The organism is Streptomyces sp. NPDC029139 (genome assembly GCF_055564335.1).
Map to the genome: position 1 here is coordinate 134,207 of NZ_JBVHWN010000002.1, position 19,202 is coordinate 153,408.

General features: G+C 70.2%; 15 protein-coding genes. 5 read left to right on the plus strand and 10 right to left on the minus strand.

Going from position 1 to position 19,202, the window contains the following annotated elements; all coding sequences use genetic code 11:
• Window positions 1–100 precede the first annotated feature (100 nt).
• Window positions 101–1,048, minus strand: a complete 948-nt coding sequence (locus ACZ4VW_RS04760; protein ID WP_355111365.1) for a heme o synthase — start codon at window positions 1,046–1,048, stop codon at window positions 101–103.
• Window positions 1,049–1,364: 316 nt separating this feature from the next.
• Between ACZ4VW_RS04760 and tkt the strand changes: the two genes are divergently transcribed.
• The 5 genes from tkt to pgl are packed head-to-tail and all read left to right on the plus strand — an operon-like array spanning window position 1,365 to window position 7,975.
• On the plus strand, window positions 1,365–3,452 hold the full coding sequence (gene tkt / locus ACZ4VW_RS04765; RefSeq protein WP_467958437.1) for a transketolase: 2,088 nt from the start codon (window positions 1,365–1,367) through the stop codon (window positions 3,450–3,452).
• A gap of 32 nt (window positions 3,453–3,484) precedes the next feature.
• Window positions 3,485–4,603 carry a transaldolase gene (gene tal, locus ACZ4VW_RS04770; protein ID WP_467958439.1) on the plus strand — a complete coding sequence of 373 codons (1,119 nt, stop codon included), beginning with the start codon at window positions 3,485–3,487 and terminating at the stop codon, window positions 4,601–4,603.
• 5 nt (window positions 4,604–4,608) lie between these two features.
• Window positions 4,609–6,141, plus strand: coding sequence for a glucose-6-phosphate dehydrogenase (zwf, locus tag ACZ4VW_RS04775; RefSeq protein ID WP_467958441.1), 1,533 nt, complete (start codon window positions 4,609–4,611; stop codon window positions 6,139–6,141).
• Window positions 6,138–7,196: a glucose-6-phosphate dehydrogenase assembly protein OpcA gene (gene opcA, locus ACZ4VW_RS04780; protein WP_467958443.1), complete on the plus strand. Its 1,059-nt coding sequence runs from the start codon at window positions 6,138–6,140 to the stop codon at window positions 7,194–7,196. The genes zwf and opcA overlap by 4 nt, the downstream gene beginning before the upstream one ends.
• Window positions 7,193–7,975, plus strand: coding sequence for a 6-phosphogluconolactonase (pgl, locus tag ACZ4VW_RS04785; RefSeq protein ID WP_467958445.1), 783 nt, complete (start codon window positions 7,193–7,195; stop codon window positions 7,973–7,975). Before opcA ends, pgl begins: the two co-directional genes overlap by 4 nt.
• 22 nt (window positions 7,976–7,997) lie before the next feature.
• Here the strand turns inward: pgl and ACZ4VW_RS04790 are convergent, their stop codons facing one another.
• From ACZ4VW_RS04790 to ACZ4VW_RS04830, 9 genes are all read right to left on the minus strand, one after another.
• The gene (locus ACZ4VW_RS04790; RefSeq protein ID WP_467958447.1) at window positions 7,998–9,560 is read right to left on the minus strand and encodes a PH domain-containing protein; all 1,563 of its coding nucleotides are present in this window, start codon (window positions 9,558–9,560) and stop codon (window positions 7,998–8,000) included.
• Window positions 9,557–10,069 carry a PH domain-containing protein gene (locus ACZ4VW_RS04795; protein ID WP_467958449.1) on the minus strand — a complete coding sequence of 171 codons (513 nt, stop codon included), beginning with the start codon at window positions 10,067–10,069 and terminating at the stop codon, window positions 9,557–9,559. The genes ACZ4VW_RS04790 and ACZ4VW_RS04795 overlap by 4 nt, the downstream gene beginning before the upstream one ends.
• 6 nt (window positions 10,070–10,075) lie before the next feature.
• A complete protein-coding gene (gene pgi / locus ACZ4VW_RS04800; RefSeq protein WP_467958451.1) occupies window positions 10,076–11,737 on the minus strand; it encodes a glucose-6-phosphate isomerase in 1,662 nt (553 codons plus the stop codon).
• A gap of 305 nt (window positions 11,738–12,042) precedes the next feature.
• On the minus strand, window positions 12,043–12,378 hold the full coding sequence (locus tag ACZ4VW_RS04805) for an RNA polymerase-binding protein RbpA (RefSeq protein ID WP_003976875.1): 336 nt from the start codon (window positions 12,376–12,378) through the stop codon (window positions 12,043–12,045).
• Window positions 12,379–12,455: 77 nt separating this feature from the next.
• Window positions 12,456–12,686: a preprotein translocase subunit SecG gene (secG, locus tag ACZ4VW_RS04810; protein ID WP_467958453.1), complete on the minus strand. Its 231-nt coding sequence runs from the start codon at window positions 12,684–12,686 to the stop codon at window positions 12,456–12,458.
• 112 nt (window positions 12,687–12,798) lie between these two features.
• Window positions 12,799–13,575, minus strand: a complete 777-nt coding sequence (tpiA, locus tag ACZ4VW_RS04815; protein ID WP_467958455.1) for a triose-phosphate isomerase — start codon at window positions 13,573–13,575, stop codon at window positions 12,799–12,801.
• Window positions 13,576–13,581: 6 nt separating this feature from the next.
• Window positions 13,582–14,793 carry a phosphoglycerate kinase gene (locus ACZ4VW_RS04820; protein ID WP_467958456.1) on the minus strand — a complete coding sequence of 404 codons (1,212 nt, stop codon included), beginning with the start codon at window positions 14,791–14,793 and terminating at the stop codon, window positions 13,582–13,584.
• 109 nt (window positions 14,794–14,902) lie between these two features.
• Entirely contained in the window at window positions 14,903–15,913 is a 1,011-nt protein-coding gene (gene gap / locus ACZ4VW_RS04825; protein ID WP_355111344.1) for a type I glyceraldehyde-3-phosphate dehydrogenase, read from the minus strand.
• Window positions 15,914–16,135: 222 nt separating this feature from the next.
• Window positions 16,136–19,093 carry a M14 family metallopeptidase gene (locus ACZ4VW_RS04830; RefSeq protein ID WP_467958458.1) on the minus strand — a complete coding sequence of 986 codons (2,958 nt, stop codon included), beginning with the start codon at window positions 19,091–19,093 and terminating at the stop codon, window positions 16,136–16,138.
• Between the last annotated feature and the right edge of the window lie 109 nt (window positions 19,094–19,202).

Below are 19,202 nucleotides of genomic sequence, written 5' to 3' on the forward strand. Positions count from 1 at the left end.
CAGCGGTAGATCCACTGGCGACGGCCGGGGCGTGTGGGCTGTCCCACGCGCCCCGGCCGTCGTCCGGGTGTGTTGCCGCTGTCCTGCCGCTGTCCGTGTACTAGCGGAGGAAGGGGTCGACCGCGACCGCCACGAAGAGCAGCGACACATAGGTGATCGACCAGTGGAAGAGGCGCATCTCCTTGAGCTTCGCGCCGGTCGCGCCGTTCTTCGCCCGGTTGAGCAGCGCGTGCGCCTCCCAGAGCCACCAGCCGCCGGTGAGCAGCGCCACGGCCGTGTAGAACCAGCCGGTGTAGCCGAGCGGCGTCAGCAGCAGCGAGACGGCGACCATGACCCAGCTGTACGCGACGATCTGCCGGGCCACGACCTTGTTGGAGGCGAGGACCGGGAGCATGGGCACGCCGGCGCGGGCGTAGTCGTCCTTCACCTTCATCGACAGCGGCCAGTAGTGCGGCGGCGTCCAGAAGAAGATGACGAGGAAGAGGATGATCGCGGCCCACGACATCGAGTTGGTGACGGCGGACCAGCCGATCAGCACCGGCAGACAGCCGGCGATGCCGCCCCAGACGATGTTCTGCGCGGTGCGCCGCTTCAGGATCATCGTGTAGACCACGACGTAGAAGAGGAGCGCGCCGAGCGAGAGGGCGGCGGAGAGCCAGTTGACCAGGAGGCCGAACCAGAGCGTGGAGACCACGGCGAGGGTGAGGCCGAAGACCAGGCCCTCGCGCGGGGTGAGGACGCCGGTGACCAGCGGACGCTGGGAGGTGCGGTCCATCAGGGCGTCGATGTCGCGGTCGATGTACATGTTCAGCGCGTTCGCGCCGCCCGCCGACAGGTAGCCGCCGAAGCAGGTGGCCAGGACCAGCCACAGGTTCGGCACGCCCTGCTCGGCGAGGAACATCACCGGAACGGTGGTGATGAGCAGAAGCTCGATGATCCGCGGCTTGGTCAGCGCCACGAATGCCTTGACGCGGGCCCCGAACGGCCGATGGCCCCCCGGGCTGGGAGTCAAGACGACCCCTGCGGGTCGGGACTCGACGGCCGTCACGCACACCCCTGACAGAGAAATCCCAGCAAGCTCCCCGGATGAAGACGGGGTGAAGACTTGCGCGTACCACGCCACTCTAGACGTTGCCCATAGCGCGATCTTCGCGGGGGTGGGGTCGTGTTGAGGGGGTGTGTCCCAAGGCGTGGACAGGGCTCGGGAGGCGAAGTGACGGACTCGCCCGCACTCTTGATGTGTCCGCTCATTTGAGGGGCCGATTATCGAAAAGAGGGGGTTGTGTCGGGGGTAGGCTCGACACCGCCGGTACACCCTCAGTCACCGGCTTTCCAGTACATGTGGAGAGGAGCCCTGACTCAGGGTGAGCACTAAGCCGACCACCACAGACCTCGAGTGGACCGAATTGGACCAGCGGGCCGTGGACACCGCCCGCATCCTGGCCGCGGACGCCGTACAGAAGGTCGGCAACGGCCATCCCGGTACGGCCATGAGCCTGGCACCCGCCGCGTACACCCTCTTCCAGAAGGTGATGCGGCACGACCCGGCACAGCCGGACTGGGTCGGGCGCGACCGTTTCGTGCTCTCGGCCGGCCACTCGTCCCTCACGCTCTACACCCAGCTGTACCTGGGTGGCTTCGGGCTCGAGCTGGACGATCTGAAGGCCTTCCGCACCTGGGGCTCGAAGACCCCGGGCCACCCCGAGTACGGACACACCGCCGGTGTGGAGACGACGACCGGCCCGCTGGGCCAGGGCGTCGCCAACGCCGTGGGCATGGCGATGGCCGCCCGCTACGAGCGCGGTCTGTTCGACCCGGAGGCGGCCCCCGGCACCTCCCCGTTCGACCACCACGTCTACGTGATCGCCGGTGACGGCTGCCTCCAGGAGGGCATCTCCGCCGAGGCGTCCTCGCTGGCCGGTCACCAGAAGCTGGGCAACCTGATCCTGCTGTGGGACGACAACCACATCTCGATCGAGGGCGACACCGAGACCGCCGTGTCCGAGGACACGATGAAGCGGTACGAGGCCTACGGCTGGCACGTCCAGCGGGTCGAGCCGCAGGCGAACGGCGACCTGGACCCGGCCGCCCTGTTCGCGGCGATCAAGGCCGCCGAGGCCGAGACCGAGCGTCCGTCGTTCATCGCGATGCGCTCGATCATCGCCTGGCCCGCCCCGAACGCGCAGAACACCGAGGCCGCGCACGGCTCGGCGCTCGGCGACGAGGAGATCGCGGCCACCAAGCGCGTCCTCGGCTTCGACCCGGAGCAGACCTTCGAGGTCACCGACGAGGTCATCGGTCACACCCGCGCCCTGGGCGACCGCGGCCGTGAGGCCCGCGCCGCCTGGGAGAAGTCCCTCGCCGAGTGGCGTACGGCCAACCCGGAGCGGGCCGCGGAGTTCGACCGCATCCAGGCGAACGAGCTGCCCGAGGGCTGGGAGTCGAAGATCCCGGTGTTCGAGGCGGGCAAGGGTGTCGCCACCCGCGCCGCGTCCGGCAAGGTCCTGCAGTCGCTCGGCTCGGTCCTCCCGGAGCTGTGGGGCGGCTCGGCCGACCTCGCCGGCTCGAACAACACGACGATCGACAAGACCTCGTCGTTCCTGCCCGAGGGCAACCCGCTGCCGGAGGCCGACCCGTACGGCCGCACGATCCACTTCGGCATCCGCGAGCACTCCATGGCCGCGGAGATGAACGGCATCGCGCTGCACGGCAACACCCGTATCTACGGCGGCACCTTCCTGGTGTTCTCCGACTACATGCGCAACGCCGTCCGTCTGTCGGCCCTGATGCACCTGCCGGTGACGTACGTCTGGACCCACGACTCGATCGGTCTGGGCGAGGACGGTCCGACCCACCAGCCGGTGGAGCACCTGGCGTCGCTGCGCGCGATCCCGGGTCTGAACGTCGTCCGCCCGGCGGACGCCAACGAGACCGCCATCGCCTGGCGCGAGATCGTCAAGCGTCACACCCGCGAGTTCGGGAAGGGCGCCCCGCACGGTCTGGCCCTCACCCGTCAGGGTGTGCCGACGTACGCGCCGAACGAGGACACCGCCAAGGGCGGGTACGTGCTCTTCGAGGCCGACGGTGGCGAGCCGCAGGTCGTGCTGATCGGCACGGGCTCCGAGGTGCACCTGGCCGTGGAGGCCCGGGAGCAGCTCCAGGCGGCCGGTGTCCCGACGCGCGTGGTCTCGATGCCGTCCGTCGAGTGGTTCGAGGAGCAGGACCAGGGGTACAAGGACTCGGTCCTGCCGCCGTCCGTGAGGGCGCGCGTCGCGGTCGAGGCGGGTGTCGGTCTGACCTGGCACAAGTACGTCGGCGACGCCGGCCGGATCGTCTCGCTGGAGCACTTCGGTGCCTCGGCCGACGCCAAGGTCCTCTTCCGCGAGTTCGGCTTCACGCCCGAGGCCATCGCCGCCGCGGCCCGGGAATCTCTCGCCGCCGCCGCGCGCTGACGCCCATAGACACGACTTTTGGAGAACCTCTCATGACAGACGCTCTCAAGCGCCTCTCCGACGAAGGCGTCGCGATCTGGCTGGACGACCTCTCGCGTCAGCGGATCACATCCGGCAACCTGGCCGAGCTGATCGACCAGCAGCACGTGGTCGGTGTCACCACCAACCCGTCCATCTTCCAGAAGGCGATCTCGGAGGGCCACGGTTACGACCAGCAGCTCGCCGACCTCGCCGCCCGCAAGGTCACCGTGGAAGAAGCCATCCGCATGATCACGACGGCGGACGTGAGGGACGCCGCCGACATCCTGCGCCCGGTCTTCGACGCGACCGACGGTCAGGACGGCCGGGTCTCCATCGAGGTGGACCCGCGCCTGGCCCACGACACGGCGGCGACCATCGCCGAGGCCAAGCAGCTGGCCTGGCTGGTGGACCGCCCCAACACGCTCATCAAGATCCCGGCCACCCAGGCGGGTCTGCCGGCGATCACCGAGGTCATCGGCCTCGGCATCAGCGTCAATGTGACGCTGATCTTCTCGCTGGAGCGCTACCGCGCGGTCATGGACGCCTACCTGGCGGGCCTGGAGAAGGCGAAGGAGCGCGGCCTGGACCTCTCCAAGATCCACTCCGTTGCCTCCTTCTTCGTCTCCCGCGTGGACTCGGAGATCGACAAGCGCCTGAACGCCATCGGCACGGACGAGGCCAAGTCCCTCAAGGGCAAGGCCGCGCTCGCCAACGCGCGTCTGGCCTACGAGGCGTACGAGGAGGTCTTCTCCTCGGAGCGCTGGGCGGCTCTGGACCGGGCGCAGGCCAACAAGCAGCGTCCGCTGTGGGCCTCGACCGGTGTGAAGGACCCGGCGTACAAGGACACCCTCTACGTCGTCGACCTGGTCGCCCCGGGCACGGTCAACACCATGCCCGAGGCCACCCTGGAGGCCACCGCCGACCACGGCGAGGTCGCCGGTGACACCGTGCGCGGCACCTACGAGCAGTCCCGCGCCGAACTGGCCGCCGTCGAGAAGCTCGGCATCGCGTACGACGACGTGGTGCAGCTGCTCGAGGACGAGGGCGTCGAGAAGTTCGAGGCGTCCTGGAACGACCTGCTCAAGTCGACCGAGGCGGAGCTGCAGCGCCTCGCACCTTCGGAGGCGTAAGCACCTTGAGCGCAGTCCACGGAGCCAACCCGCTCCGTGACGCCGCAGACCGACGGCTCCCGCGTATCGCGGGGCCGTCGGGTCTGGTGATCTTCGGCGTCACGGGCGATTTGTCCCGTAAGAAGCTGATGCCTGCCGTCTACGACCTGGCCAATCGCGGTCTTCTGCCGCCGGGCTTCTCGCTCATCGGCTTCGCCCGCCGCGAGTGGCAGGACGAGGACTTCGCGCAGGAGGTCTACGAGGCCGTCAAGCAGCACGCCCGTACGCCGTTCCGCGAGGAGGTGTGGCAGCAGCTGATCCAGGGGATGCGTTTCGTCCAGGGCGACTTCGACGACGACGACGCCTTCGACCAGCTGAAGACCACCGTCGAGGAGCTGGACAAGGCGCAGGGCACCGGCGGTAACTTCGCCTTCTACCTGTCCGTGCCGCCGAAGTTCTTCCCCAAGGTCGTCCAGCAGCTGAAGAAGCACGGTCTGGCCGACCAGAAGAACGGCTCCTGGCGCCGCGCGGTCATCGAGAAGCCCTTCGGGCACGACCTGGCCTCCGCCAAGGAGCTCAACGAGGTCGTCCACGAGGTCTTCCCGCCCGACGAGGTCTTCCGGATCGACCACTACCTCGGCAAGGAGACCGTCCAGAACATCCTGGCGCTCCGCTTCGCCAACACCCTCTTCGAGCCGATCTGGAACCGGTCGTACGTCGACCACGTGCAGATCACCATGGCCGAGGACATCGGCATCGGCGGCCGCGCCGGCTATTACGACGGCATCGGCGCCGCCCGTGACGTCATCCAGAACCACCTCCTCCAGCTGCTCGCGCTGACCGCGATGGAGGAGCCCGGCTCCTTCGACGCGGACGCGCTCGCGGCCGAGAAGACCAAGGTGCTCGGCGCGGTGAAGCTGCCGAAGGACCTGGGTTCCTCGACCGTGCGCGCCCAGTACGCCGCCGGATGGCAGGGCGGCGCCAAGGCCGTCGGCTATCTGCAGGAGGACGGGATCGACCCCAAGTCGAAGACCGACACCTACGCGGCCATCAAGCTGGAGATCGACAACCGCCGCTGGGCGGGCGTCCCGTTCTACCTCCGCACCGGCAAGCGCCTCGGCCGCCGCGTCACCGAGATCGCGGTCGTCTTCCAGCGCGCCCCGCACTCCCCCTTCGACCACACGGCGACCGAGGAACTCGGCCGCAACGCCATCGTGATCCGCGTCCAGCCGGACGAGGGCGTGACGGTGCGGTTCGGCTCCAAGGTGCCGGGCACGCAGATGGAGATCCGGGACGTGTCGATGGACTTCGCCTACGGCGAGTCCTTCACGGAGTCCAGCCCGGAGGCGTACGAGCGGCTCATCCTCGATGTGCTGCTCGGCGACTCGAACCTCTTCCCGCGGGTCGAGGAGGTCGAGCTGTCCTGGAAGATCCTCGACCCGATCGAGCAGTACTGGGACAAGCACGGCAAGCCCGCCCAGTACCAGGCGGGCACGTGGGGTCCGGTCGAGGCGGACGAGATGCTCGCACGAGACGGACGGAGCTGGCGCCGGCCATGAAGACCGACCTGACGGACACCACGTCCAGCAAGATCAACAAGGCGCTGGTGCTCGGGCGGCGGGCCATCGGCACACCTGCCGTCGGCATGGTGCTCACCCTCGTCATCGTCACCGACGAGGAGAACGCCTACGACGCGCTCAAGGCGGCCAACGACGCGTCCCGCGAGCACCCCTCGCGGACGCTGGTGGTCATCAAGCGGGCCGCGCGCTCGCCGCGTGACCGCGCGAAGGCGCGACTCGACGCCGAGGTCCGCCTCGGCGCCGACGCCAGCACCGGCGAAACGGTTGTCCTCCGGCTGTACGGCGAGGTCGCGGACCACGCCCAGTCGGTGGTCCTCCCGCTGCTCCTGCCGGACGCGCCCGTCGTCGTCTGGTGGCCGGTCAACGCACCGGCCGACCTGGCGAACGACCCGCTGGGCGCGCTCGCCCAGCGCCGGGTGACCGACACGTACGCCGCCGAGCAGCCGATCCACGAGCTGACCGGCCGGGCGGCCACCTACTCCCCGGGCGACACGGACCTGGCCTGGTCCCGGATCACCCCGTGGCGTTCGATGCTGGCCGCCGCGCTCGACCAGGTCGTGTGCGAGGTCACCTCGGCCGAGGTCGAGGGCGAGGAGTTCAACCCGAGCGTCGAGCTGCTGGCCATGTGGCTGGCGGACCGGCTGAAGGTACCGGTCCGGCGCGCCACCTCGGCGGGCCCCGGGCTCACGTCCGTACGGATGGAGTCCACCTGCGGGCCGATCGTGCTCGACCGGCCGGACGGATCGCTGGCGACGCTCTCCATCCAGGGCCAGCCGGACCGTGCCGTGGCGCTCAAGCGCCGCGAGACGTCCGATCTGATCGCGGAGGAGCTGCGCCGGCTCGACCCGGACGACACCTACGCCTCGGCGTTGCGGTACGGGCTCGACCGGCTCGACGAGAAGGCGGCGGTGACCGCCCCCGATCCCGTCGGGGAGACCCCGGTGGCGGCGGCTCCGGCGGCCGATCCCGCTCCCTCGTCCGTGAAGGAGCCGGCCGCCAGGAAGACCGCGGCCAAGAAGGCGGCGGCCAAGTGAGCGCTCCGCAGCTCGTCGTGCACCGCGACAAGGAGCTGATGGCCCAGGCCGCGGCCGCCCGGCTGATCACGCGGATCGTGGACGCCCAGGCCGCGCGCGGCTCGGCGTCCGTGGTCCTCACGGGCGGCCGCAACGGCAACGGACTGCTCGCGGCGCTGCGTTCGGCCCCCGCCCGGGACGCGATCGACTGGTCACGGCTCGATCTGTGGTGGGGCGACGAGCGGTTCCTGCCCGACGGCGACCCGGAGCGCAATGTCACCCAGGCCCGTGAGGCGCTGCTCGACAGCGTCCCGCTGGACCCTGCGAGGGTGCACGCGATGCCGGCCGCGGACGGACCGCACGGCGGTGACGTCGAGGCGGCAGCCGCCGCGTACGCGGCCGAACTGGCCGCGGCAGCCCGTCCCGAGGACCATGGGGCGGTGCCGACGTTCGACGTGCTGATGCTGGGTGTCGGGCCCGACACCCATGTGGCCTCGTTGTTCCCGGAGCTCCCGGCGGTCCGCGAGACCGAGCGCACGGTGGTGGGCGTGCACGGTGCGCCGAAGCCGCCGCCGGTCCGGATCTCGCTGACGCTGCCGGCGATCCGTGCCGCGCGCGAGGTGTGGCTGCTCGCGGCGGGCGAGGACAAGGCGAAGGCGGCGGCGATCGCACTGTCGGGCGCGGGCGAGGTCCAGGCCCCGGCCGCGGGTGCCTACGGCCGTTCCCGCACGCTGTGGCTGCTCGACGCGGCGGCCGCCTCGGAGCTGCCGCGCGACCTGTATCCGCCGGCTTCGCCCTGACGGACGGTCACTCGGGCCCGGTTCACCGCACGGTGGACCGGGCCTGTCGCGTTTCCGGTACGGACTCCAGGAAGGGTGCGAGGAGGTCGGGCACCGCTTCGGCGGCGAAGGCCAGGCCCTCGTTCTCGCCGGCGTCGTGGACGGCGTACGCGCCCTCGCCCGCCGCGGTCGTCGCGGTCAGGGTCAGCAGGCCGGCCCGGCGCTGGGCGTAGGACTGCTTGACGGTCCATCCGATGACGCCGCCCCGCTGGAGGGCGACCGTGGACCGGCGGATCGTGCCGGAACGGGCCACCAGATAGCCGCCGGTGATGCCGTGCCCGAGATTGCGGTAGGCGTCGAGGGCGAGCAGCACGGCGAGCGGGGTCAGGACGAGGGCGCAGCCGGCCGCGACGTACAGCAGGACCGGGGTGAGGAGGGCTCCGAGGACGGCGAGGGCCACGACCGGGGCGAGCACGGCCGCGAGGGCCCAGCGCAGGCGCCGGGTGCGGGCGGCGCGGGGGTGGACGGTCAGCCGAGCGCTCGTGGGCGGCTCGGGCTCGCGCAGGACCTGGGCGGCGAGCCGGTCGGCGAACGGGCGGGGCGCGGGCGGCAGCAGCGTCTTGTGGTCGGTGCGCTCGTCCTCGCCGCGCTCGACGAGTCCCGTCGCCACGGCGTCGACGCGGGCGGCCCCGCACATCCGCACGCCCAGCGGCTCGACCAGCTCGACACCGCGCAGGCGTCGTTCCTCGATGGAGATCGAGCGGGCGGTGAGCAGTCCGCGGCGAACCCGCAGGGTGCCGCCGGGCTCGCGCTCCAGGCGGTAGTTCCACCACATCTCGACCCAGAGGCCGAGGGCGGCGACGGTACCGACGAGGACGGCGAGCAGGACGAGCGTGAGGATCATCGAGACGAGGGAGGTGTCCTGGAAGCGGTCCCCTATCCAGTCGACGACCTCGGCCTGGGCCCCGAACCACTCGCTGACCTGCAGCACGGCACCGGCCGCCGCGCCGCCGAGCAGCGGGGCGACGAAGGAGACCGGGGCGTAGCGGATCCAGCGGGGGTCGAGCGCGGCCAGGGAACCGTCGTGGGTCGTGTCCCCGGCCGTGGAGGCGGTGCGGGCGAGGAGTTCGCGGCGGAGGCGTTCGCCCTCGGCCCGGGTGACCGGGTCGAGTTCGAGGGTGGACTCGCCGCCGCTGCTCTCCCCGGTCCCGATGCGGACCTTGACGAGGCCGAGGACGCGCTGGAGCGGGTTGGCCGTCAGGTCGACGCTGCGGATGCGCTCGCGGGCCAGGGAGCGGCGCTTGACCAGGAGGAGCCCGGTGTGGAGTTCGACCCTCCCTCCGCCTTCGGCCGGGGGCGCCCCGGTCTCGCTCCGCTCGGCACCGACGCGGTAGCGGGTGCGGCGCCAGCGGACGTAGTCGGCGGCCGAGCCGCCGCCGACGAGGAGGACGGCCCCGGCGAGGATCCAGCCGATGGCCTGCCGGGCGGGCATGGCGCCGGTGAGGCCGAAGAAGGTGGGCAGTGCGGCGCCACCGGCGACGCCCGCGAGGACGGCGGCGGTGACCAGGACCGTACGCCGGTCGAGGCGCCGCCAGTCCTCGGTCATGTCGCGTCCCCGGACGTCGCCCCGGTGATGGCCGTCAGGCGCTCGGCGAGGTCGGCGGCGAGGCCGTGGTCGAGCCCCTCGATCCGGATGGCGCCCTTGGAGGAGGCGGTGGTGACGGTCACGGTGGCGAGCCCGAAGACCTGCTCCAGCGGCCCCCGTACGGTGTCGACGGTCTGGATCCTGGACATCGGAGCGATCCGCCACTCCTGCCAGAAGGCCCCCGTACGGACGTAGACGGCGTCCTCGGTGACCTCCCAGCGGTGCACCCTGAACCACCAGGCGGGGAGGAACGCGGTGCCTGCCAGCCCGACGACCGCCACGGCCCCGGCGGCGAGCAGCAGCCAGAACCGGGCGGGCGCGATGAACGCGCCGAGCACCGCGAGGACGGCCGCGGGTACGGCGGTGGTCAGCAGCAGCTGCGTCCGCCACCAGCCGACGGCCCGGCCGTCCAGCGTGTTGCGCGGCGGCCGCAGCCGGACCTCGCCCGTCACCGCGTTCTCCCCCGCCATCGGTCCCTACCGTCCGCGCAGCGAGCGGTAGGTGGCGACGAGCTCTGCGGTGGAGCCGTCGAGCTCGTCACCGCCCTCTCCGCGGGTCAGCACCGGCTCGATCTTCTTGGCGAGGACCTTGCCGAGTTCCACGCCCCACTGGTCGAAGGAGTCGATGTTCCAGATCGCGCCCTGGACGAACACCTTGTGCTCGTAGAGCGCGACGAGCTGGCCGAGGACCGAGGGCGTGAGCTCCTTGGCGAGGAGGGTGGTCGTGGGGTGGTTGCCCCGGAAGGTCTTGTGCGGGACGAGCTCCTCGGGCACGCCCTCGGCCCGTACCTCCTCGGGCGTCTTGCCGAAGGCCAGTGCCTGGGTCTGGGCGAAGAAGTTCGCCATCAGCAGGTCGTGCTGGGCGACGAGGCCGGGGAGCAGGTCGGCGACGGGCTCGGCGAAGCCGATGAAGTCGGCCGGGATGACCTTGGTGCCCTGGTGGATCAACTGGTAATAGGCGTGCTGCCCGTTGGTGCCGGGCGTGCCCCAGACGACCGGTCCGGTCTGCCAGTCGACGGGGTTGCCGTCGCGGTCGACGGACTTGCCGTTGGACTCCATGTCGAGCTGCTGGAGGTAGGCGGTGAACTTCGACAGGTAGTGCGAGTACGGCAGGACGGCGTGCGACTGGGCGTCGAAGAACGCGCCGTACCAGACACCGAGGAGGCCGAGGAGCAGCGGCGCGTTCTCCTCGGCGGGTGCGGTGCGGAAGTGCTCGTCGACGAGGTGGAAGCCGTCGAGCATCTCGCGGAAGCGGTCCGGGCCGATGGCGATCATCAGGGAGAGGCCGATGGCGGAGTCGTACGAGTAGCGGCCGCCGACCCAGTCCCAGAACTCGAACATGTTGGCCGTGTCGATGCCGAAGTCCTCGACCTTCGCGGCGTTGGTCGACAGGGCAACGAAGTGCCGGGCGACGGCGCCCTGGTCGGCGCGCAGCCCGGTGAGGAGCCAGTCGCGCGCGGAGGTGGCGTTGGTGATCGTCTCGATGGTGGTGAAGGTCTTCGAGGCGACGATGAAGAGCGTCTCGGCCGGGTCGAGGTCGTGGATCGCCTCGTGGAGGTCGGCGCCGTCGACGTTGGAGACGAAACGGAACGTCACATTCCGCTGGGTGTAGGAGCGCAGGACCTCGTAGGCCATCGCGGGCCCGAGGTCGGAGCCGCCGATGCCGATGTTGACGATGTTCTTGACCGGCTTGCCGGTGTGGCCGGTCCACTCGCCGGCGCGGACCTTGTCCGCGAAGGCGGCCATCTTGTCGAGCACGGCGTGCACGCCCGGGACGACGTTCTCGCCGTCGACCTCGATCACGGCATCGCGCGGGGCGCGCAGCGCGGTGTGCAGGACCGCCCGGTCCTCGGTGGTGTTGATCTTCTCCCCGCGGAACATGGCGTCGCGCAGCTCGGCCACGCCGGTCGCGGCGGCCAGCTCGCGCAGCAGCGCGAGCGTCTCGTCGGTCACCAGGTGCTTGGAGTAGTCCAGATAGAGGTCGCCGACCCGCAGGGCGTATGCGGTGCCCCGGTTCGGATCGGCGGCGAACAGCTCGCGCAGGGTGGTCTCCCCCAGCTGTTCGCGGTGCTTGCCGAGGGCGGCCCATTCGGGCAGCTGGTTGAGCCTCATCGAGCCTTCGGTCTTCATCTCGGACATCGCCTACTTCTTCTCTTCCTGCCTGCTTGCCCCGCTGCTCCTCCAACCTAATTGATCGCTGCGCCGGAGCATGCTTTCCGGCCCGTGCGACTGGCCGGGGCAGAGTGATCACCTCTGACCAACTGGTCCTTCACGGTGGGGGATTTCCCGCGTCGCGAGCGCACGACGGCCGCCTGCGCGACGGCCCTGGCGACCCTGCTCGACTCCTCGCTCCGAGCACCGCGCACGGGCTGGCGCACGCGAACGGGCCCTGCCCGCGAATCGCTTCGCGGGCAGGGCCCGTTCGTCACACCGTCACACCACGCTCAGATCTCGCCGCGCAGTTTGGCGAGCGCCTCGGCGAGGATCGCCTCGCCGTCCGCGTCGCTGCGCCGCTCGCGCACGTACGCGAGGTGCGTCTTGTACGGCTCCGTGCGCGGCGGGTCCGGCGGGTTGTCCCGGTCCTGACCGGCCGGGAAGCCGCAGCGCGGGCAGTCCCACGTCTCCGGAACCTGTGCGTCACTGGCGAAGCTCGGCTGCGTCTCGTGCCCGTTCGAGCACCAGAAGGAGATGCGGAGGCGCGGCGCCGACTCGCCCCGCTCGGCCTCCCCCATCGGCCCCGCTCCGACCCGGCTTCCCCGGATCGCGTTGCCACTTGCCACGGTCGTAACTCCCTGCGTGATGGTGCTCGAAGATGCCCCAGTCTACGTAAGGCCCAACGCGCGTCCAGTGATTGGAGTTACACGTCCAACTTCATCAGAAGCGCAAGTACGACAATGCACGCGAACCACATCAGACCGACCACGATGGTGATGCGGTCCAGGTTGCGCTCGGCGACCGAGGAGCCACCGACGGACGACTGCATACCGCCACCGAACATGTCGGAGAGGCCGCCGCCCTTCCCCTTGTGCATCAGCACCAGCAGCATCAGCAGCGCGCTGAAGACGATCAGGGCGATCGAGAACCCCATAACCACGGCTGGACCAACTTCCTCGGACTTATACGGACGGGGGTCGGGCAGGTCCTGCCCGACCCCCGCAAGGGTACGACGGATCGTCGCTACCGCCTACTCACCGATCACATCACTGGTCGCGGAAGCGAACGATCTTGACGAACTCGTCGGCGTCCAGCGCGGCGCCGCCGACCAGGGCACCGTCGACGTCGGGCTGCGCCATGATCGCGGCGACGTTGCCGGCCTTGACCGAGCCGCCGTACTGGATGCGGACCTTGTCGGCCAGCTCCTGCGAGTAGAGCTCCGCGAGCCGGCCGCGGATCGCCCCGCAGACCTCCTGCGCGTCCTCGGGGGTGGCGACCTCGCCGGTGCCGATGGCCCACACCGGCTCGTAGGCGATCACGATGGACTCGGCCTGCTCGGCCGGGATGTCCTTCAGGCCGCCGTCGAGCTGGTTCAGGGTGTACTGGACCTGCTCGCCGGCCTTGCGGATGTCCAGGCCCTCGCCGACACAGAGGATCGGGGTCACGCCGTGCTTGAACGCGGCCTTCACCTTGGCGTTGCAGATCTCGTCCGTCTCGGCGTGGTACTGCCGGCGCTCGGAGTGGCCGACGGCCACGTAGGCGCACTTGAACTTGGCCAGCATCGAGCCCGAGATCTCACCGGTGTAGGCACCGGAGTCGTGCGCCGAGAGGTCCTGGGCGCCGTACTTGATCTTCAGCTTGTCGCCGTCGACCAGGGTCTGGACGGACCGCAGGTCGGTGAAGGGGACCAGGACCGCGACCTCACAGGCGTCGTAGTCCTTGTCGGTCAGCGCGAAGGCGAGCTTCTGGACGTGGGCGATGGCCTCGAGGTGGTTGAGGTTCATCTTCCAGTTGCCCGCCATCAGCGGGGTGCGGGTGCTCATTAAGGGTCAGTCCTCCAGTGCGGCGAGGCCGGGGAGCGTCTTGCCCTCGAGGTACTCGAGGGAGGCGCCGCCGCCGGTCGAAATGTGGCCGAAGGCATTCTCGTCGAAGCCCAGGGTGCGGACCGCGGCGGCACTGTCGCCGCCGCCGACCACGGTGAAGCCGGGGCTGTCGAGCAGGGCCTGCGCGATGGCCTTGGTTCCGCCGGCGTAGTCGGGGTGCTCGAAGACGCCCAGCGGGCCGTTCCAGAACACGGTCTCGGCGTCGGCGAGCTTCGACGCGTACAGCTCACGCGTCTTGGGGCCGATGTCCAGGCCCTCCTTCGTCGACGGGATGCTGTCGGCGTCGACGGTGTCGAAGGTGGCCGGGGCCTTGGTCTTCAGGTCCGGGAACTCCGTGGAGACGAGCACGTCGACCGGGAGGACGAGCTCGACACCGTTCTTCTCGGCGCGCTCCATGTACTCCGTGACCTTCGGCAGCTGGTCCTCCTGGAGGAGCGAGATGCCGACCTCGTGGCCCTTGGCCTTGAGGAAGGTGTACGCCATGCCGCCGCCGATCAGGAGGCGGTCGGCCTTGCCGAGCAGCTCGTCGATGACGGCGAGCTTGTCGGAGACCTTGGCGCCGCCCAGGACGACCACGTACGGACGCTTGACCTCGTCGGTCAGCTTCTTCAGGACGCCGACCTCGGTGGCGATGAGGTGGCCGGCGGCGTGCGGCAGGCGGGCCGGGAGGTCGAAGACCGAGGCGTGCTTGCGGTGCACGGCGCCGAAGCCGTCGCCGACGTAGAGGTCGGCGAGAGCGGCGAGCTGGTCCGCGAAGGCGCCGCGCTCGGCGTCGTCCTTGGAGGTCTCGCCGGCGTTGAAGCGGAGGTTCTCGATGACGGCCACGCGGCCGTCGGTGAGGCCCTCGACGGTCGACGTGGCCGACTCGCCGACGGTGTCGGTCGCGAAGGCCACGTCGGCACCGAGCAGTTCACCGAGGCGCGCGGCGGCCGGGGCGAGGGAGAAGGCCGGGTCCGGGGCGCCCTTCGGGCGGCCCAGGTGCGAGGCGACGACGACGCGGGCGCCGGCGTCCGCCAGTGCCTCGACCGTGGGAACGACGGCGCGGATACGGCCGTCGTCGGTGATGGTGGTGCCGTCCAGCGGCACGTTCAGGTCGGCGCGGACGAATACCCGCTTGCCGGCGACGCCTTCGGCGAGAAGCTCGTCGATGGTCTTCATCTTCTACTGACTCCTTGGTACGCGGTGAAGCACACGAGACAGGGCTCGTACAGCGCATCATCGCGCTGTCCGAGCCCTGTGCTCACATCGAGGTGCCGGTTCCGGAGGCTCAGAGCTGGTTGCCGACGAAGACCGTGAGGTCGACGAGGCGGTTGGAGTAGCCCCACTCGTTGTCGTACCAGCCGAGGATCTTCACCGAGTTGCCCTCCTGGACCATGGTCAGGGAGGAGTCGAAGGTGCAGGAGGCCGGGTCGCTGACGATGTCCGAGGAGACGATCGGGTCCTCGGTGTAGAAGAGGATGCCCTTCAGGTCGCCGTCGTCGGCGGCCTTCTTGAACGCGGCGTTGACCTCGTCCTTGGTGACCTCGCGCTGCAGCGTGACGACCAGGTCGGTGGCCGAGCCGGTCGGGACCGGGACGCGCATGGCGATGCCGTCCAGCTTGCCCTTGAGCTGCGGGAGGACCAGGGCGGTCGCCTTCGCGGCACCGGTGGTGGTCGGGATGATGTTCTCCGCGGCGGCGCGGGCGCGACGCAGGTCGGAGTGCGGGAAGTCCAGGATGCGCTGGTCGTTGGTGTACGCGTGGACCGTCGTCATCAGGCCCTTGACGATGCCGAAGTTCTCGTCGAGGACCTTGGCCATCGGCGCCACGCAGTTGGTGGTGCAGGAGGCGTTGGAGATGACGTGGTGGTTGGCCGCGTCGTACTTGTCCTGGTTGACGCCCATGACGATGGTGATGTCCTCGTCCTTGGCCGGAGCCGAGATGAGGACCTTCTTCGCGCCACCCGCGATGTGCTTCTCGGCGTCCGCCTTCTTGGTGAAGATGCCGGTCGACTCGATGACGATGTCGACGCCCAGCTCGCCCCAGGGGATGTCGGCCGGGTTGCGCTCGGAGAGCACCTTGATGGTGTGGCCGTCGACGGTGATGGTGTCGGCGGTGTGGGTGACCTCGGCCTTGAGGCGCCCCAGGATCGTGTCGTACTTCAGCAGGTGAGCAGTGGTCGCGGTGTCACCCAGGTCGTTGACAGCCACGATCTCGATGTCGGCACCCTGCTCAAGGAGCGCGCGGAAGTAGTTGCGACCGATGCGGCCAAAGCCGTTGATGCCTACGCGGATCGTCACGAACCGATCTCCTCGTTAGGTACGCCGGTTTCGACGCCGGCGAGATTCTTTTAGGGATGTCCCCGACCGCTTACGACCCTACCTCTCCCATCGGCTCAGAGTGACATCGTGTGCAGCCGTAAGACCGATAAATGCGCCGTGGCCCGTTGCTACCGACGGGTTCGAGCCACGGTGTACCTTTCGCCCCGATCACTGACTGTGATCAAAAGGGCGGGTGTCCGCTCAGCCGTGCACCGTACGGAGCGCCTTCCGGACGAGGGCGCTCCGCTCCGCCTCGGTGCGCACGTGCTCCAGGCCGAAACCGAGGAGCACGGTGTCACGCGTCGTGACGGCGGCCTGCGAGTGGAAGAGCCCCGGGGAGCGCGCCCAGTCGCTGCCGTTGCCCGGGCTGCCGGCCGGCGGACCCGCTACGGACCAGTCGCCCAGGGCGGTCTCGAACCCCTCGTTCCGGCCCGGTGTGCCGCCGACGACGAGCGCGGTGTCGTCGACGAAGGCGCCCATCTCGCCGGTGCCGGGGTCGGTGATGTACGAGATCGACAGCTCGACCCGCTTGCCCGCGTACGCGCTCAGGTCGATCGACGCCTGGCGCCAGCCGTTGGAGGGTCCGGTGAAGGCGTTCCAGGAGCCGGTGGTGCCGGTGGTGGCGCAGCTGTCCTCGCCGACGGTCAGGTAGCGGGCGAGGAAGGGGTGGCCGCGGACGTAGTAGCCCGCGCCGCAGTCGGCCGGGGCGGCGGTGGAGGTGCCGCCGTTGGCGTCGGGCAGCGTGGTCCAGTCGTCCTGGCCGACGGTGTGGGCCTCGACGACGAGGTTGTCGTAGCCGGGCTCCGTGTCGTGGCTGACCTGGAACCGCAGGCTCGGCCCGGCGGCGGCGTCGACACCGGTCAGGTCGACGGTGCGGCTGAGGCGGGTCCAGGTGTTGTCGGTGTGGCGGGCGGCCGCGAAGTGGCTGCCTCCGTAGGGCTCGAAGGGGGTACGGACGCCCGGGTAGTCACCCGCGGGCGCGCTGCCGCGGAACTGCGGGAACCGCCGCGGATCGAGCGTGTCCGAGGTGACGGTGTACGCGCCGGCGTTGTCCAGCGGGTTGTCCGCCGTGCCGCCCAGGCCCGCCGTGCGGCCCGCGAATCCGCCGGAACCGGCGAAGGCGGGCGGTGACTGGAGCCCGGTCCGGTGGTAGGCGCCGAGGAAGTACTGGGCGAAGTCGTTGGACGTCGCCCGGCCGATGTCGACGAGGCCGCCCGCCTTCTCCCCGGCGTTGATCAGCTTGCCGCCCTCGTTGAGGTAGTCCCGCACGGCCAGCGTGACGGGCCCGGAGGGCTGCTCGGCGCCGGTGTACCAGACGACCGTACGGAAGTGACTCAGCACGCCGAGGGCGTCCGGGACCCCCTGCGTGGCGACGTCCCAGACCGCGGCCGCGCGGCCGCTGCCGGCGAGCGCCCGCACATAGGCGGCGGCGTGCCGCGCCGCGGTGGTGCCGCCCTCCTCGGCGAGGACGAGCACGTCGCCGCGGGGCCGGTCGGCCACGGTGTAGGTGAAGGGGGTGGACGAGGTCGCCCCGCCCTCGTGGGTACGGGCGGTGAACCACACCTCGACGGTGTCGCCCGGTGCGGCGCCCTCGACCTCGGCCCGGTAGTGGTCGAAGAAGAGGTTGTCCTCGCCGCCGTAGGTCTCGCCGCCCTGCCATGCCTCCAGGCGCTCGGTCTGCGTCCGGCCACCGTTGATCCGGTACCTGAGCTCCTTGCCGCGCAGCGACTTCCGGGCGGTCACGGAGACCTGCTGGCCGCCGCCGCGGGCGTAGGAGGTGGTGAAGGTGTCCGGGGTGAAGTCGGGCGCGTCGAGGCCGGTGACGGAGACGGGCCGGTCCGGGTGGAGGGCGGACTCGGCGACGGCGAGCGCGAACGGGATGTTCTTGGCGAACTCCGCCTGGATCAGCTTCTCGTCGTCGGGGAAGGTGAAGACGGAGGCGCAGTCGCCGGGCTCCCAGGCGTCGTTCGGATCGATCCGGGAGACGGTGGCGCAGGTCGACATCTCCGGGGTGAACATCTGCATCCCGTTGACGTTGGCGGCGTGTCCGTCCGCCTCGCCGTTGGTCGTGTAGAGCTCGGAGGAGACCTGCGGCCGGTAGCCGGGCACGGCGGACTTCTGCGGGGTGCCCGCGAGCGACCGGAGCGCCACGTCGTCGGGGGTGTCGGTGGCGACCTGCCAGCCGACGCCGTAGAGCAGCAGCTGGGCGGCGGAGTGGTAGTTGATGCCGTACTGGAAGCCGATGCGCTTCTGGAAGGCGTGGAGGGCCCTGGTCTCGGGCTCGGACATCGGGCCCGTGCCGCGATAGGTCTCGTCGGCCGGGTCGGGCGACGAGCCCTCGTTGTCGTAACCCCACTTGTAGGCGAAGTTGCGGTTGAGGTCGACGCCGTCGCCGGGCTCGACCCGCCCGTCGCCGTTGTTGTCGCGGAGGTTCTTGCGCCACTGGCGGTTGGCGGGGTCGGCGTGGGTGAAGTCGTAGCCGTCGGGGTTGGCGGAGAGCACGAACCACAGCTCGGTGGAGTCGACGATCTTCGTGATCCGCCGGTCCGTGCCGTAACCGTCGAGGTAGTGGTGGAGCAGCCGCCTCGTCATCTCGGGGGTGATCCACTCGCGGGCGTGCTGGTTGGACAGGTAGAGCGCGGCGGGGCGGCTGCCGTCCCGCGCCTTCCTGGCGCCCTTGGTGACCTTGACGGCGAGGATGTCCTGGCCCTTCACGGTCTTGCCGATGGAGACGACCTTCGTGAGGTCCGGGTGGGCCTGGGAGGTGGCCAGGATCTCCTGCTTGAGCCCGCCGCTGCCGCCGTACGGCCGGAAGACGCCGTCCCCGGCTCCGGCGACCCGCTTCTCGGCCTGGGGGGAAAGGGTGTGCTTCGCGAGTTCGACGCCCTTGCCGCGCAGCTGCCCGGCCTGCTTGTCCGTGAGGTACAGCTCGAGCGTGGCGGAGCCCTCGTCGGGCACCTGCTCGGTCAGCTCGTGGCCGTCGGTGCCGGCTTCGAGAAGGAGCGGCACCTGTTCCTTGCCGACCTCGGCGCGCCATACGGAGAGGGCGTCGCCGCCATCGCTCCCGTTCCGGGGTTCCGCTCCGGCGACGGGTGCCGCCGCCAGGCCCGCGATCAGCAGTGAAGCCGCGGCGAGGATCGATCTCGCTCTGCGTCTCATAAGCCCCCCTTGCTGTTGTCTGCCACGAAAGTGAACAGACGCCAGGCTCATGATCATTCATGATCATGTCAAGGGTGCCCCTCCGGCCGAACGAGTGCTGCCGGTGCCT